General features: G+C 73.1%; 14 protein-coding genes. 7 read left to right on the forward strand and 7 right to left on the reverse strand.

Translation table 11 applies throughout. From position 1 onward, the window contains the following. The first annotated feature begins 27 nt into the window (after positions 1 to 27). From ACFYU0_RS25620 to ACFYU0_RS25630, 3 genes are all read left to right on the forward strand, one after another. Positions 28 to 447, forward strand: coding sequence for a phage holin family protein (locus ACFYU0_RS25620; protein ID WP_351669260.1), 420 nt, complete (start codon positions 28 to 30; stop codon positions 445 to 447). After that, positions 444 to 1,070 (forward strand): DUF3618 domain-containing protein, encoded by a 627-nt coding sequence (locus ACFYU0_RS25625; protein ID WP_389304388.1) that lies wholly within the window; start codon positions 444 to 446, stop codon positions 1,068 to 1,070. The genes ACFYU0_RS25620 and ACFYU0_RS25625 overlap by 4 nt, the downstream gene beginning before the upstream one ends. 269 nt (positions 1,071 to 1,339) lie before the next feature. Continuing rightward, positions 1,340 to 2,077: an SRPBCC domain-containing protein gene (locus ACFYU0_RS25630; RefSeq protein WP_389304390.1), complete on the forward strand. Its 738-nt coding sequence runs from the start codon at positions 1,340 to 1,342 to the stop codon at positions 2,075 to 2,077. A 13-nt stretch (positions 2,078 to 2,090) separates the two neighbouring features. Here ACFYU0_RS25630 and ACFYU0_RS25635 read toward each other — a convergent pair whose 3' ends face one another. Beyond that, a complete protein-coding gene (locus ACFYU0_RS25635) occupies positions 2,091 to 3,917 on the reverse strand; it encodes an endonuclease/exonuclease/phosphatase family protein (protein ID WP_389304391.1) in 1,827 nt (608 codons plus the stop codon). Positions 3,918 to 4,183: 266 nt separating this feature from the next. On the opposite strand from ACFYU0_RS25635, the gene ACFYU0_RS25640 reads away from it, so the two are divergent. The 4 genes from ACFYU0_RS25640 (at position 4,184) to ACFYU0_RS25655 (ending at position 8,801) form a co-directional block, all read left to right on the forward strand. Further along, positions 4,184 to 5,611, forward strand: coding sequence for a hypothetical protein (locus ACFYU0_RS25640; protein WP_351669256.1), 1,428 nt, complete (start codon positions 4,184 to 4,186; stop codon positions 5,609 to 5,611). Positions 5,612 to 5,962: 351 nt separating this feature from the next. Continuing rightward, positions 5,963 to 7,414 (forward strand): alkaline phosphatase PhoX, encoded by a 1,452-nt coding sequence (locus ACFYU0_RS25645; RefSeq protein ID WP_389304393.1) that lies wholly within the window; start codon positions 5,963 to 5,965, stop codon positions 7,412 to 7,414. Positions 7,415 to 7,487: 73 nt separating this feature from the next. Next, the gene (locus ACFYU0_RS25650) at positions 7,488 to 8,126 is read left to right on the forward strand and encodes a 2'-5' RNA ligase family protein (RefSeq protein WP_389304395.1); all 639 of its coding nucleotides are present in this window, start codon (positions 7,488 to 7,490) and stop codon (positions 8,124 to 8,126) included. Positions 8,127 to 8,189: 63 nt separating this feature from the next. Continuing rightward, the gene (locus ACFYU0_RS25655) at positions 8,190 to 8,801 is read left to right on the forward strand and encodes a TetR/AcrR family transcriptional regulator (protein ID WP_389304397.1); all 612 of its coding nucleotides are present in this window, start codon (positions 8,190 to 8,192) and stop codon (positions 8,799 to 8,801) included. Between the two features lie 18 nt (positions 8,802 to 8,819). On the opposite strand, the gene ACFYU0_RS25660 is transcribed toward ACFYU0_RS25655, so the two are convergent. The 6 genes from ACFYU0_RS25660 to ACFYU0_RS25685 form a co-directional block, all read right to left on the reverse strand. Next, a complete protein-coding gene (locus ACFYU0_RS25660) occupies positions 8,820 to 10,031 on the reverse strand; it encodes a TerD family protein (protein WP_389304548.1) in 1,212 nt (403 codons plus the stop codon). A 71-nt stretch (positions 10,032 to 10,102) separates the two neighbouring features. Continuing rightward, the gene (locus ACFYU0_RS25665) at positions 10,103 to 11,092 is read right to left on the reverse strand and encodes a zinc-dependent alcohol dehydrogenase family protein (protein WP_351669251.1); all 990 of its coding nucleotides are present in this window, start codon (positions 11,090 to 11,092) and stop codon (positions 10,103 to 10,105) included. Next, a complete protein-coding gene (locus ACFYU0_RS25670) occupies positions 11,089 to 11,934 on the reverse strand; it encodes a carbohydrate ABC transporter permease (RefSeq protein ID WP_389304399.1) in 846 nt (281 codons plus the stop codon). Before ACFYU0_RS25670 ends, ACFYU0_RS25665 begins: the two co-directional genes overlap by 4 nt. Continuing rightward, positions 11,931 to 12,869 carry a carbohydrate ABC transporter permease gene (locus ACFYU0_RS25675; protein WP_389304400.1) on the reverse strand — a complete coding sequence of 313 codons (939 nt, stop codon included), beginning with the start codon at positions 12,867 to 12,869 and terminating at the stop codon, positions 11,931 to 11,933. The genes ACFYU0_RS25670 and ACFYU0_RS25675 overlap by 4 nt, the downstream gene beginning before the upstream one ends. Next, positions 12,866 to 14,236, reverse strand: coding sequence for an ABC transporter substrate-binding protein (locus ACFYU0_RS25680; RefSeq protein WP_389304402.1), 1,371 nt, complete (start codon positions 14,234 to 14,236; stop codon positions 12,866 to 12,868). The genes ACFYU0_RS25675 and ACFYU0_RS25680 overlap by 4 nt, the downstream gene beginning before the upstream one ends. Before the next feature lie 114 nt (positions 14,237 to 14,350). After that, positions 14,351 to 15,121, reverse strand: a complete 771-nt coding sequence (locus ACFYU0_RS25685) for a DeoR/GlpR family DNA-binding transcription regulator (RefSeq protein ID WP_389304550.1) — start codon at positions 15,119 to 15,121, stop codon at positions 14,351 to 14,353. Positions 15,122 to 15,166 lie beyond the last annotated feature (45 nt).

Below are 15,166 nucleotides of genomic sequence, written 5' to 3' on the forward strand. Positions count from 1 at the left end.
TTCCGTACGGAGGAGGAGGCGGAACACGTGACCGTGACCTCGCAGACACGGCCCTCTGTCGACGGGCACCCGTCCACGGGTGAACTCGTCAGCCGGGCCACCGAACAGCTTTCCCGGCTCCTGCGGCAGGAGGTCGCCCTCGCCAAGGAGGAGCTGGCCGAGAAGGGGCGCCATGCCGGACGGGGCGGCGGACTGCTCGGTGCCGCGGGCGCCGTCGGTTACGTCGGCCTCATCACCCTGGCCGGCGCCGCCACCGCCGCGATCGCCCTCGCGCTGCCCGTGTGGGCGTCGGCGCTGATCGTCGCCGTGGTGTTCTTCGCCGTGGCCGGTCTGCTGGCCATGGCCGGCCGGGCCCAGTTGCGCCGCGCGACCCCGCCCAAACCCGAGGCGACGCTCGACAGCGTCAAGGCGGACGTCGACGTGATCAGGGAAAGGGCACACCGATGAGCCACAAGAACCCGCACGGCTCGGGCGCCAAGGGCCCCGACGAACTGCGGCACCAGATAGAGCAGACCCGCAGCCAGCTCGGCGACACCGTCGAGCAGCTCGTCGGCAAGGTCGACATGAAGGGACGGGCCAAGGCCCGCGCCGCCGACCTGAAGGACAAGGCCGGCGCCATGACGGTGCAGCTCCGCTCCAGCGCCGCACAGGCCGGGCACACCGTGCAGGAGCGGGCGGCCAGGACCGGGCACGCGGTGCAGGAGCGGTCCAGTCACGCCCGGCACGCGGTGCAGGAGCGGTCCAGTCACGCCCGGCACGCGGTGCAGGACCGGTCCGGCCACGCCCGGCAGGCGGTCCAGGACCGTGCCGCCCCGGCCAGGCACGCCCTGCAGGAACGCGCCACGAGCGCCGGGCACGCACTGCAGGAGCAGGCCACCAGTGCCGGTCACGCACTGCAGGAGCGGGGTGCGCGTGCGCGGCACGCGGGCGACGGCCTCCAGCAGTCCCTGCACCGGGCGCTGGACGCGGGCAGGCGGCACCCCGGACCGGTGCTGGCCGCGGGCGCCCTGACCGCCGCCGCGATCGCGGCGGCCGTCACCTGGCGCCGGCAGCGCAGCCGCTGCTCCTGACCCGCTCCGGACCGCCTGTCCCGCCGGCGGGACGGCGTCGCCGACCACCCTCGCACCGCGGACCTCGTCCTCCTGGACGGGAAACGGTGCGAGGGTGGTCGCATGCCGGACGTGACCGTGACCGAGGACCCCGAGGCGGCGGCCGCCGCCGCCGGACCCGCTGAGGGCCCGGCCGCCGGCGGAGCCGGCCGCGGCCGCGGACGCCGGATCGTCGTCGCCCTCCACCCCACGGTCCGGGACCGGACCGAGAGCCGAGCAGGAGCCCCGCCATGCCCGAGAAATTCGAGATCGTCCGCGAGTTCGAGGTCGACGTCCCGCCGGAGAAGGTCTGGGAGGCGATCACCACCGGTACCGGCGGCTATCTGTGGCCGATGGACCCGCCCGAGCCCAGGGAGGGCGGCCGGGGCCCCTTCGGATCCACCGTCACCGCCTGGGACCCGCCCCACCGCTACACCAGCCGCAGCGAGGACGTGGGCATGCCCGGCCAGTCGCTGAACCAGCTCGACCACACCGTCGAGCCCCGCGACGAGGGCCGCCGCGCCCGGGTGCGCTACGTGCACAGCGGGATCTTCACCGGCGACTGGAACAACCAGTACGACGGCGCGAGCAAGCACACCAACTTCTACCTGCACACGCTGTGCGAGTACCTCACGCACTTCGCGCCCCGCCCCGTCGCCTTCGCCCAGGTGCACGGGCCCGCGGCCTCGGCGACGCCCGGGGCGCTCGCCGCCGTCGCCCGGGCCCTCGGGCTCGCGGACGACGCGGCCGCGGGCACGAAGACCGGCGTCCGGGGGCCCGGCGGGCGGACCCTGGACGCCGTGGTCGACTACCGGAACCCGTACTTCATCGGGCTGCGCACCGACAGCGCCCTCATCCGCTTCTTCGGACGCGGCCACTGGGGCGCCCCGCTCGGCGTCAGCGTCCACGACTTCGCGCCCGGCGCCGACGGCCCGGCGAACGAAGCCGCCTGGCAGGACTGGCTGAACGGCGTGTTCCGCCAGCCCTGAACCGGGCCGGAGGCTACGGACGGAACCGCAGCACCTGCGGGTCGTGGTCGCTGATCTGGTCGTTGAACTCCGAGTTGATGTGCACGCTGTCGTACTCGAGGCCGCAGTCGCGCCGGATCGCCGGGCTCACCAGGATCTGGTCCAGGACCTGCTGGTTGCCCTGGTAGTCGTAGGTGTAACGCTCGCTCCTCGGCAGCGACTTGATCGCCGACCACAGCTCGCCGTCGCCCTCGAGGATCCGGGCGGTGCCGGAGAACTCGAAGTCGTTCATGTCGCCGAGCGCGATGACGTTCGCGTTCTTCTGCACCGACAGGATGTCCTTGACGAAGGCGTTCACCACCGTCGCCTGCGCGTGGCGCTGGATCTCCGAGCTGCGCACCGGCGGCTGGTACTGGGAGGCCAGACCCTGGTCGCCGCCCTTGGAGTTCAGGTGGTTGGCGATGACGAAGACCGTCTTGCCGTGGAAGACGAACTCGCCGGCCAGCGGCTTGCGGCTGTTCGCCCAGGCCGCGTTCGCCGGATCGACCCGGCCCGGGGAGGCGGTGAGCTGCGCCTTGCCGCGCACCTTGGTGACGCCGACCGCGGTGGTCGAGTCGCCGCCGGCGCGGTCCACGAAGGACACCCGCTCGGGGTTGAACAGGAACGCCTGGCGGATGTTGCCGCCGGGCTCGCCGCCGTCCTGGTCGTTGACCGGGTCGATGGAGCGCCAGTCGTACTTCGGGCCGCCGGCCGCGACGATCGCGTCGATCAGCTTGTGCACGGTCTCGCTCGCGTCGACCGTGCCGTCGTCCTTGGCGCCGTTGTTGTCCTGGATCTCCTCCAGGGACACGACGTCCGGCGACTGCAGGTTGTGCACGATCGCGGCGGCGTGCTGGTCGAACGTGGCGTCCGACGGGTCGAGGTTCTCGACGTTGTACGTCGCCACCGCGAGCTCGCGGTCCGACTGCGCCTGCGTGGTCTCGCGCTGCAGGCCGCCGCTCTTCAGCATGCCCAGCTCGCTCGCGACCAGGGTGTAGCCGCCGTACTGGTTGAAGTCCAGCGGGCCGGTGGTGCTGCCCGCCAGGGTGTCGCCGACGTTCGCCTTCGGGAAGTCGGCGGTCGCGCCCAGCGACTGGATCTGCAGCCGGCCGGTGTTCTGGGAGTCGTAGGAGCCGTAGACCGTGCCGCCGCGGCGGCTCGCGTGCTCGTGCGGCTTCACCGTGACCCACAGCTCGCTGTACGGGTCGGTCGCGGTGACCACCCGCGCGTCGGCGACCTGGACGTTCATGCCCTCGAGGGACTCGTAGTAGTCGAGGGCGTACGCCGACGGGTCCAGGGCGAGGCCGTTGATCGAGCCGGCCGCGGCGGTGTCGCCGGCCGGGGCGTAGGCGTCCGGCACCGCGTCCTCGTCGACGACGACCGGCGCCGGGACGGCGTTGCCGGTGGAGACCGTGGTGACCGTGGGCTTGGTGATCTCCGTCACCGACTGGTTGCCGGAGGAGGCGCCGCCGGGGACGTACTCGGAGACCGTGCCGGTCACCGTGACCGAGTCGCCGACCGCGACCTTCGGCGTGGAGCTGGTGAAGACGAAGACGCCCTCGCTGGTGGCGGGGTTGTCGTCCGGCGTGGCGTCCTGCAGCCAGAAGCCCTTGGAGGAGCCGTAGGTGCGGGTGGCCGTGACGATGCCGGGGACGTCCGAGACCTTCTGCCCCGCGAACGGGGATATCCGGGTGGTGCCCTGGATGTCGTGCACGCGGACCGAGTCGGCGTGCGCGGGCGAGGTGAGGACGACGGCGGACGCCGCGCCGCAGACGGCGGCGACGGTGAGCGCGGCGAGGCGCGTGGAAGACCTGCTCGGCAAGGGATCCCTCCGGGGGATGTGACTGGGCGCCGGGACGAGGATGGAACGGCAGCGTGTGGGACTCGTGGCCCTCTGTGACACGCGTAGAGCCGAGTGAACAGTTGTCCCCCCAACTTCTACGCGCGTCAATCTCCTGCCTGTGGAGGGGAGTTGTCAAGGTTTCGGCCATGTGCGGTGCCCGGCCGGGAGATGAACCGGGCGGCATGGGTGGAAATCCGTCTAGGCTGAGCGGCTGAGCCCTTTCACGGTCCGAGGAGATCCAGCCGATGTCAGACAGCTCCCCCCTGCCGCCCGTGCGGCTGCGTCCCGAAGCGGAGCTGGCGCGTGCCGCGCTGTCCACACCGTTGCTCTCCCGCGCCGCCCGCCTCGCCCGCTGGGCCGGGCCCGGCACCCGGGTCGACGCCGGCGGCGGACTGGTCGAGGAGCAGCTTCCGGCCGCCGCCGAGCTGCTCGGGCTGAGCGGGGACGACGCCGCCGCCCACGCGAGCGAGGCCTGGCGGGTGGCCGTGGACGCCGGACTGGTCGCGGTCACCGACGAGGAGGCCGGGACCGTGACGGCCGGCGAGGAGCTGGCGCTGCTCACCGCCGGGTCCCCGCACGACGTGCTCACCGTGTGGCTCAGCGCCCTGGAGACGGTCGTCGCGGACGCGAGCGTGCCCGACCTGGACGGTCTTCTCGACGCCATGGACGAGGGCGGCGAGGTCGATTTCGCGTCACTCGACTGGGACCCGGAGGCCGAGGCGGAGTTCCTCGACGGCGTCCTCGGCACGCTCTACGCGCTGACCGTCGCCGAGGGCGGCGCGGGCGAGGGTCCGGTGCCGCTGCCCGCCCTCGCCGCCTCGGTGATCGTCCCCAGTGACATGGGCGAACCCACCAACGACGTCCTGGAGCAGGTCTCCGACGCGATGATGCGGCTCGACGACCAGTTCCGGATGCTGGAGCCGGTCGGACTGGTCGAGTACCAGCCGGTGGACGAGGCGCTGATGGCCGACGCCGACGAGGAACCCGCAGCGCCGGTGGACGACACCGACGTCTCCCGCTACGGCATGGTCCGGCTGACCCCGCTCGGCGCGTACGGCCTGCGGGCGCGGCTGCTGGAGGCCGGCTTCGAGGCGCCCGCGGTGGGCGAACTCGCCGACAAGGGCGCGGACGCCCTGCTCGACGGCACCTCCCGCTTCGGCCAGTCCGCCGCCCGCGCCGAGACGGAGCAGTGGCTGGCCCGGCGCGAACCGCTCGCCTCGGCGCGGGAGTTGCTGGCGGCGGCGCGCGGCGCCGACGCCGGGGCGCCGCTGCGCCGACTGCGCTGCCAGCAGGCGCTGTCCCTGGTCGGCGCGGAGGCCGAGCCGGCGCTGCGGGAGGTCCTCGACGACCCGGAGCTGGGCGGGCTCGCCCGGGTCTGGCTCAGCGAACACGGCGCGGCGGACGTGCCCGCGCCCTCCCAGGACCTGGTGTTCTGGCTGACCGTCGACACCCTGGCCGCGCAGCTCCAGGCGGAGGGGAACTCCGAGGAACTGCAGGCCCTGGTGGAGGGACTGGCCGAGCAGCACAGCGGGTTCTTCGCGGCGGCGTGGCGGGTGGACCACCCCGCGACCGCCGACGTGCTGGAGGCGATGGGGCGGCTGCACCCGGACAAGAAGGTGGCCAAGGAGGCGCGCAAGGCCGCCTTCAAGGCCCGCTCGCAGCAGGGCGGCTAGGCGGAGGCGGCCCGGCGGGCCGGCCGCGCGGCGGAGAGGGCCGCGCGGCGGAGAGGGCCGTGCGCACGGTGGAGAGGGCCGTTCACGGCTGAGCGGCGGCGGGCCGCCGAGCGCGGACACCGGTGGGGCGGGGCGCGCCGGGCCCGCCGCCTGCTGCCTGCCCGCCCGCGGGTGGGGCCGAGCGGCCGCGGCCGGTTCCTTGACCGGCCATGGGGCAGTGCTTACGGATTCATGGAACAGGGACCCCGGCGGTAGCCCGGCGTTCAACTCCCGTTCAGTACCGGCCGGGAGCGTGAGCGCCGACCGCAGGACGCCACCCTCCACGGCACGCCCACTGTCACAGGAGACACCATGTCGCTCAGCCGCAGGGACTTCGCCAGAACATCCGCGCTCACCGGTGCCGGAGTCGCGCTCGCGGGCAGCGTCGGCGCCCTCGCCACCGCCCCGGGCGCCCTCGCCGCCACGGACACCGGCGGCGCGGACGGCGAGTCGGCCCACGGGCAGGGGCACCACGGCGTCGGCTACGGCCCCCTGCTCCCCGACCCCGACGGCATCCTCGCGCTGCCCGCCGGATTCAAGTACCGGGTCATCACCTACAGCGGGAAGACCAAGCTGGAGTCGGGCGAGTTCACCCCGTCCAACCACGACGGCACCGCCACCTTCGACGGCCCGCGCGGCACCACGCTCCTCGTCAACAACCACGAACTCGCCGGGGCCCGCGCCCAGTGGCCGCACCCGGTGCCGCTCACCGAGGGCCTCGTCTACGACCCGGCCGCGGCCGGCGGCTGCACCGTCGTGGAGGTCCGGCGCGGCGGCGAGGTCGCCGAATGGGTGGGCATCGCCGGCACCGCCACCAACTGCGCGGGCGGCAGCACCCCCTGGGGCACCTGGCTCACCTGCGAGGAGACCGAGGACAAGGCCGGCAAGAACGGCTTCACCAAGGACCACGGCTACGTCTTCGAGGTCGACCCCGAGGACCGCCGGGCCAACCGCGACCCCAAGCCGGTCAAGGCCCTCGGCCGGTACGCCCACGAGGCCGTCGTCGTCGACCCCAAGCGCGGTCACCTCTACCTCACCGAGGACGCCTCCGGCCCCAACGGCCTGCTCTACCGCTGGACTCCGCCGGAGGGCTTCCGCCACGGCCGCGGCAAGCTGCGCACCCTCGCCGACGACGCCGGCGTCCTCCAGGCCTTCAAGTGCTTCGACTCCGGCGGCCAGTTCGTGGACGACCTGTCCCGCGCCACGAAGACCGGCACGGTCTACGGCGTCGACTGGGTCACCGTCCCGGACCGCGACGCCCGGCAGGTCTCCATCCGCAAGCAGTTCGGCGACGGCCAGATCACCCGCGCCCGCAAGCTCGAGGGCATGTGGTGGGGTGACGGCGGCGCCTACATCGTCTCCTCCTACGCCCGTGCGGAGAGCCCGGTCCAGCACGACGGCCAGGTGTGGTTCTACGACCCCAAGCGCCGCACCCTGACGCTGAAGGTCCTCATCGGCGTCAACCCGGACCCGACCGCCGACGGCGACTTCGACGGCCCGGACAACATCACCGTCTCCCCCTACGGCGGCTTGGTCATCGCTGAGGACGGCGAGGGTGTGCAGCACCTGTTCGGCGCGACGGAGAGCGGCCGCACCTACCCCATCGCCCGCAACGAGCTGAACCTGGGCACCGCCGAGGAGCCCGAGTACAGCGAGTTCACCGGCGTCACCTTCTCGCCCGACGGCAGGACGCTTTACGCCAACATCCAGACGCCCGGCATCATGCTGGCCATCACGGGCCCGTGGAAGCGGCAGCAGCGCTGAACCGGCCGGTTTCCTCCGGCTGAGCGGCGTCCCGGGGGCGGCGGCCGGCGAGGGGCGGGGCCATGATGGAGGCGTGTCCCGCCCGTCCGCGCCCGGTCCGGCCGCCGCCCCGGGACGGCTCGCGTCGGCGCCCACGCCCCGGACCGCCGTCGCCTGGCTGCCCCCGGGGCCGCTGTGGCCCGCCGTCCAGCGGATCCGCGCCGAGCACGACCCGCAGATCCGCCGGTGGCCGCCGCATGTGAACCTGCTCTTCGGCTTCGTGCCGGAGGACGACTTCCCGGCGGCGCTCCCGCTGCTGGCCGCGGCGGCCGTGGAGCGCGAGCCCTTCGGCATCCGGCTCGACGGGGTCCGCTTCTTCCGCCACCGCGCCTCCGCCACCGTGTGGCTCGACCCCGCGGCGGCCGGACTCGACCCCTGGACCCGGCTCCACGCCGCGCTGGCGGAGCCGTTCCCGGCCTGCGAGCACCACTTCCCGCGCTTCACCCCGCACCTCTCGCTCGGCCGCACCCGGGCCCCGCGGGAGCTGGCGGCCGAGTGCGCCGCCCGGCTCGGTGCGCTGCACGCGCGCGTGGCCGGGGTCTGTGTGCTGTCCCGCCGCGGTGACGGGCCGATGCGCATCCGCGCCACGATCGCCCTGGGCACCGGCGTGATCGGCCGCCGGCCCGGCCCGGACCCGGCCGGCGCCTGTTACGAGCCGCCGGACAGCCGCTGACCGCGGGGCCCGAAGCGCTCCCGGTACTGTTCGGGATCGGCACGGTTCGCGAGGAGTTCCCGGATGACGCAGGCCAGACCCATGCGCGCGGACGCCCGGCGCAACTACGACCGGCTGCTGCGGGTGGCGGCCGAGGTCTTCGCCGAGCACGGGGAGAACGCCTCGCTCGACGACATCGCCAAGCGCGCCGGAGTCGGTTCCGGCACGCTGTACCGGCACTTCCCCAACCGCCGGGCGCTGCTGGAGGCCGCCTACACCGACCGGATGGCGGCGCTCGCCGCACGGGCCGACGAGCTGGCCGAGGCGCTGCCGCCGGGGGAGGCGCTGGAGGAGTGGCTGAACGAGCTGTGCGCCGGGACGATCCGGGTGCGCGGGCTGAAGGCGCTGCTGGGTTCGGCCGTCATGGACGGCGGGGCGGCGCCGATCCCGGTCTGCGGCGCCCCGGTCCGGGACGCGGCCGCCCGGCTGGTGGCCGCGGCCCGGGCCGCGGGCGCCCTGCGGTCCGACGTGGAGCCGCTCGAACTGCTGCGGCTGGCGCACGGCGTGGCGACGGCGTCGGAGTTCGCGGACGGGCAGGGCGGGCAGATCCGCCGCTATCTGGCCCTGCTGATGGAAGGGCTGTACGGGCAGCGGGACCGGCCGGCCGGCGGGCGCCCCGCGCGGGAGCGCCCCTGACCGTCGTACGGGCGGCGGCTACAGCGCCCGGGCTCCCGGGTCGACCATGTTCCGCACCGTGCGCGCCTTCACGAAGTCGCCCATCGCCGTCATCTCCCACTCGCCGGAGTACTGCCGGATGAGCTTGGCCATCATCACGCCGGTCTGCGGCTCGGCGCTGGTCAGGTCGAAGCGGACCAGCTCCTCGCCCGAGGCCGCGTCCACCAGACGGCAGTAGGCCTTGGCGACCTCGGTGAACTTCTGGCCGGAGAAGGAGTTGACCGTGAAGACCAGGCCGGTGACCTCCTGCGGGATCCTGCCGAGGTCGACGACGATCACCTCGTCGTCGCCGCCGCCCTCGCCGGTGAGGTTGTCACCCGAGTGCTTGATCGCGCCGTTCAGGATCGACAGCTTGCCGAAGTAGCAGCTGTCGACCGGGTTGCGCTGCGGGCCGTAGGCGATGACCGAGGCGTCCAGGTCGATGTCCCGGCCGCGGTAAGCGGGCTCCCAGCCCAGGCCCATCTGGACCCTGGAGAGCAGCGGGCGGCCGCCCTTGACCAGGGACACGGTCTGGTTCTTCTGGAGGCTGACCCGGCCCTTGTCCAGGTTGATCTTCCCGGCGCCGGGCGCGGGCGCGGCCGGGGCGGCGGGCGCCTGCGGAGGGGCGGACGGGGCCTGCGCGGGGGCCGGCGGTGCGGCCGGCGGCTGCGGCGGGGCCGCGGGCGCCGCGACCGGCGGTGCGGCGGGCGCGGCGGCGGGCTCCTCCACCGAGACGCCGAAGTCCGTGGCGATGCCGGCCAGCCCGTCGGCGTACCCCTGGCCGACGGCGCGGGCCTTCCACTGGCCGTTGCGGCGGTAGATCTCCATGACCACCAGCGCCGTCTCGGAGCCGAGCCGCGGCGGCGTGAAGGTGGCGAGGACCGCGCCGCCGGCGGCGTCCCGGACGGTCGCCGTCGGCTCGATGCCCTGGAAGGTCTGGCCCGCGGCGTCCGGGCTCGCGGTGACCACGATCTTCTCGATCTCCGGCGGCACGGCGGCGGTGTCGACCTCGATCGCGTCGGGCGCGGCACCGCCGCCGGACCGGTACGTCACACCCGGGCCGCCGGGCTGGTTGTAGAAGATGAAGTCGTCGTCGGAGCGCACCTTGCCGTCGGCGGTGAGCAGCAGGCCCGATACGTCGAGCCGCACCGGTGCGGCGACGTCCACCGTCACGCGGGCGGCGGACAGAGGGATGTTCGAGCCGGGGGTCATAGCTGTCATGACGGGTGAACGAACGGCACCGCTTTACCGTTCCCTTACCGACGGCCCGACCCCCGTTCGGCTCAGGGGACGACGACGATCTTGCGGCCGACGCCCGCAGCGAACTGCTCCAGCGCCTCGGGGTAGCGCTCCAGCGGGATCCGGTCGCTGATGAACACCTCCGGGTCCAGCACGCCGTTCGCGAACAGCTCCGCCGCCCGCTCGAAGCTGTGCAGCACCGCCATGGAGCCCGTGATGGTGATCTCCTGGTTGTAGATCCGGTACGGGTCGATGGTCACCCGGGCCGCGTAGTCGGCCACCCCGAACTGCAGGAACGTGCCGGCCTTCGCCACCCGGTCGAGACCGTCCTGGATGGCCGCCGCGTTGCCCGTCGCGTCCACCACCACGTCCCAGCCCCGCGGCCGGTCCAGCTCGTCCGCGTTCGCGGCCGACGCCGAGACGCCGAGCCTGCGCGCCGTCTCCAGCCGGGCCGGGTTCACGTCGACGACGTCCACGCTCGCCGCGCCGGTGCGCTTGGCCAGCTCCAGCATCATCAGGCCCATCGTCCCGGAGCCGTAGATCAGCACATGGGCGCCGAGGCGCGAGTTGAGCACGTCGTAGCCCCGCACCGCGCAGGACAGCGGCTCCACCAGGGCCGCGTCCTCGGTGCGCACGTGCTCGGGCAGCCTGACGCAGTTCGCCACGGGGGCCACCGCGTACCGCGCGGCGCCGCCGGCCGTGGTCACGCCGATCGCGGCCCACCGCTCGCACAGGTTGTTGTGGCCGGTGCGGCAGTGGCGGCACTCGTAGCAGTACAGGGACGGGTCCACGGCCACCCGGTCGCCGACCGCGACCTCCGTGACCTGCGTTCCGACGCCGACCACCTCGCCCGCGAACTCGTGCCCGGGGACGATGGGCAGCTTGGGCGCGAACTCGCCCTGAAGGATGTGCAGGTCCGTGCCGCACAGGCCGCACGCGGCCACCTCCACGACGACCTCGCGGGGCCCCGGCGTGGGGTCGGGCACCTCGGTGACGACGGCGCGGCCCACGGACTCGATGACGGCGGCCTTCATTTCACGGCTCCCAACGACAGGCCCTGGACCAGCTTGTCCTGGGCGGCGAACCCCGCGGCGAGCACCGGCAGGGAGATGACGAGCGACGCGGCGCACACCTTGGCCAGGAACAGGCCCTGGCTGGTGATGAAGCCGGTCAGGAAGACGGGGGCGGTCTCGGCGACCACGCCCGTCAGGACCCGGGCGAAGAGCAGTTCGTTCCAGCTGAAGATGAAGCAGATCAGGGCGGTCGCCGCGATGCCGGGCAGGGCGATCGGGGCCACCACGCGCGCGAGGACGGTCGGCAGCCGGGCTCCGTCCACCCGGGCCGCCTCGATCACCGCCGCCGGCACCTCGGCGAGGAAGGACTGCATCATCCACACCGCGATCGGCAGGTTCATCGAGGTGTAGAGGACGACCAGCAGCCAGATGTCGTCGAGCATCCCGGTGTTCTTCGCGAACAGGTAGACGGGCAGCAGGCCCGCCACGGCCGGCAGCATCTTCGTGGACAGGAAGAAGAACAGGACGTCGGTCCACTTGCGCACCGGCCGGATCGACAGCGCGTACGCCGCCGGCAGGGCGAGCAGCAGCACGCAGGCGGTGGAGACCACCGAGGCCACCGTGGAGTTGATCAGCGCGGGCCAGGGACTGGCCCCGCCGCCGGTGCCGAAGAACTCGCGGTAGCCGTCCAGGGTGAGGGAGGCGGCGAAGGAGGGCGGGTTGGTCGCCGCGTCCGCCTCGGAGTGGAAGGACGTCAGGGCCATCCAGGCGATGGGCAGGAAGAACACGATGCCGGCCAGCCAGGCCACCAGGCCCAGGCCGGTTCCCGTGCGCACCCTGCGCTTGACGACGGTGGCGCTCATGCGCGGGACACCTCCTCGCGGAACAGGGACGACACCACGCGCAGGGCGAAGGTCGCGATGACGATGGAGCCGACGACCACCAGGACGCCGGCGGCCGAGGCCAGACCGTTCTCGTGGGCCTGGTAGAAGCTCTGGTAGACGGTGTAGGGCAGGTTGGCGCTGCCGAGCCCGCCGGAGGTGATCGTGAACACCGCGTCGAAGTTCTGGACGATGTAGATCGACCCGAGCAGGGCGCCGAGCTCCAGATAGCGGCGCAGGTGGGGCAGGGTCAGATGGCGGAAGATCTGCCAGTCGCTCGCGCCGTCGACCCGGGCGGCCTCGATCTGCTGCTGGTCCCGGCTCTGCAGTCCGGCCAGCAGGATCAGCATCATGAACGGCGTCCACTGCCACACCAGCGAGGCCTCGACCGCGAGCAGCGGGGTGTTCGAGATCCAGTCCGGCTGTGGGCCGCCCACATAGTGCAACAGCCCATCGAGCAGCCCGTATTCAGGGTTATAGAGCACATGCTTCCAGAGCAGGGCCGCCGCCACCGGCACCACGAGGAAGGGTGCGATGAGCAGGGTGCGCACGAGGCCCCGGCCGCGGAACCGCCGGTCCAGCAGCAGGGCCAGGGCCAGGCCGAGGACCAGGCTGGCCAGTACCACCGCCACCGTGAGCAGCAGGGTGGTCCAGACCGAGTGGCGCAGGTCCGCGTCGGTCAGCACCTGGCGGTAGTTGTCGAGGCCGGTGAAGTGGCGGGCCTTGGGGTAGAGGGCGTTCCAGTCGAAGAAGGAGATCACCAGCGTGGCCACGAACGGCAGCTGGGTCACGACGATCATGAAGACGAGGGCCGGGAGCAGCGGGGCCCGGGTGGCCCAGGCGCGCAGCCGGGCCGGGGGGCGGTGCGCCGCCCGTGCGGGGGTGGTCGCGATCGGTGCCGTGGTCGTCGCTGTCATCGTCCCTCGTACTCCTCGGAGATCTTCTCGGCGAGCGCCTGCGACTTCCTCAGGGCCGAGTCGACGGACTGGCGCCCGGCGATGGCCGCGCTGATCTCCTGGGAGACCTTGGTGCCGAGGTCGGTGAACTCGGGGATGCCGACGAACTGGATGCCGGGCGCGGGCCGCGGCTGCACGCCGGGGTCGTTCGGGCGGGCGCCCTCGATGGCCTTGCGGGTCATCTCCTGGAAGGCGGCGGCCGACTCGCGGTAGTCGGCGTTCCGGTAGGTCGACGCCCGCTTGCCCGCCGGGACGTTCGGCCAGCCGCTGGTCTCGCCGACCAGCCGTTCGTAGCCCTTGCCCGACGCCCAGGAGACGAACTTCCAGGCCTTGTCGGGGTTGCGGGAGGCCTTCTGGATGCCCCAGGCCCAGGTGTAGAGCCAGCCGGAGGAGCCGGTCCGCTCGACGGGGGCGGGTGCGTAGCCGAGCTTGCCGCGGACCGGGGACCTGGCCGCCTCCAGCAGGCCGGCGGCGCTCGTGGCGTCGTACCACATGGCGACCTTGCCCTGGGTCATGCCGTTCAGGCACTCGGCGAAGCCGGACTGGGCGGCGCCGGACTCGCCGTGCTCGCGCACCAGGTCGACATAGAACTTTGTCGCTTTGACGAACTCCGGGGAGTTCAGGCGTGCCTTCCAGCCCTTGTCGAACCAGGTGCCGCCGAAGGTGTTGACCACGGTGGTGAGCGGCGCCATCAGCTCGCCCCAGCCGGGCAGGCCGCGCAGGCAGATGCCCTTCATGCCGGGCCGGGCCCCGTCCGCCTTCGCGGCGAGGCCGGCCACCTGCCTCCAGGTGGGGTGGGCGGGCATCTTCAGGCCCTTCGCCGCGAACACGTCCTTGCGGTACATCAGGAAGGACGACTCGCCGTAGAAGGGCTGCCCGTAGAGCCTGCCGTCGTCCGCCGTCAGGGACTGGCGCATCGGCTTCAGCACGTCCTGCTCGTCGTAGGAGGGGTCCCGGGCGACATAGCCGTCCATGTCGTGCAGCCAGCCGTTGCGGGCGTAGATCGGTATCTCGTAGTTGGACAGGGTGGCCACGTCGTACTGGCCGGCCTGGTTGGCGAAGTCCTGGCTGATCTTGTCGCGGACGTCGTTCTCGGGCAGGACCGTGAAGTTCACCTTGATGCCGGTCTCCTTGGTGAAGTGGCCGGCGGTCAGCTTCTGCAGCTCGGTCATCTGGGGGTTGTTGACCATCAGCACGTTGATGGAGTCGCCGCCGGAACCGGTCCCGCCCGCACCGGCCCAGCAGCCGGAGAGCAGCGGGGCGAGCAGCGTCCCCGCGGCGGCCACGGCGAGCGTGGCTCGCGGCCTCCGTCGGCTCGGGATGCGCATGGATCGCTCCTGGATGTGTGGATGTATGGGGAGATAAGGGGCGTACGAGGGTGTGCGGAGGCCCGCGGGGGAGGTGCCGCGGGCGTGCGGACCCGGCGCTCCGGGCCCGGCCGATCAGACCCGGATGACCTGCGGGCCCAGCAGGGAGTAGCGGTGTGCCTCGGTGGCCGGCAGCAGTGTGCTCGTCACGATCGCCTCCAGCGCGCCGATCTCGGCGAACCGGCAGAAGCTGACGGCTCCGAACTTGGTGTGCACGCCCGCGAAGACGGTGCGCCGGGCGGCGCGGACGGCCTGGGCCTTCACTTCGCTGACCGCGGGATCGGGGGTGGTGAGCCCGTGGTCGCGGGAGATGCCGTTGGCCCCGATGTAGGCGAGGTCGATCACGAAGCCGGACAGCATGCGGGTGGCCCAGTGGTCCACGGTGGCCAGCGTGCCGGCCCGGACCCGCCCGCCGAGGAGCAGGACCGACACGTCCTCGGCCTCGGCCAGGGCGCCCGCGACCGGCAGGGAGGCGGTGACCACGGTCAGCGGCCGGCCGGCGGGCAGTGACTCGGCGATGAGCTGCGGGGTGAAGCCCTCGTCCACGAAGACCGTCTCCGCGTCGCCGAGCAGTTCGGCGGCGGCGGCCGCGATCCGGCGCTTCTCCGGGACGTGGCTGGTGGCGCGGAAGGCGAGCGTGGTCTCGAAGCCGGCGCTCTCGACCGGGTAGGCGCCGCCGTGCGTCCTGCGGACCAGGCCGTGGTCCTCCAGGGCGCGCAGGTCGCGCCGGACGGTCTCCTTGGCCACGCCCAGTTCGGCGGCGAGCGCGGTGACGTCGACCGAGCCGGCGGTGCGCGCGGCCCGCACGATCTCGCGCTGCCGTTCCTCCGCCGTCCTCATGCCCATGTCGTCACCCGCTTCCCCGCCGCGCTGCCCGTTCGGGCCCATGGG

Origin of the sequence: Streptomyces sp. NPDC003720 (genome assembly GCF_042875075.1) — a bacterium.
Lineage (GTDB): Bacteria > Actinomycetota > Actinomycetes > Streptomycetales > Streptomycetaceae > Streptomyces.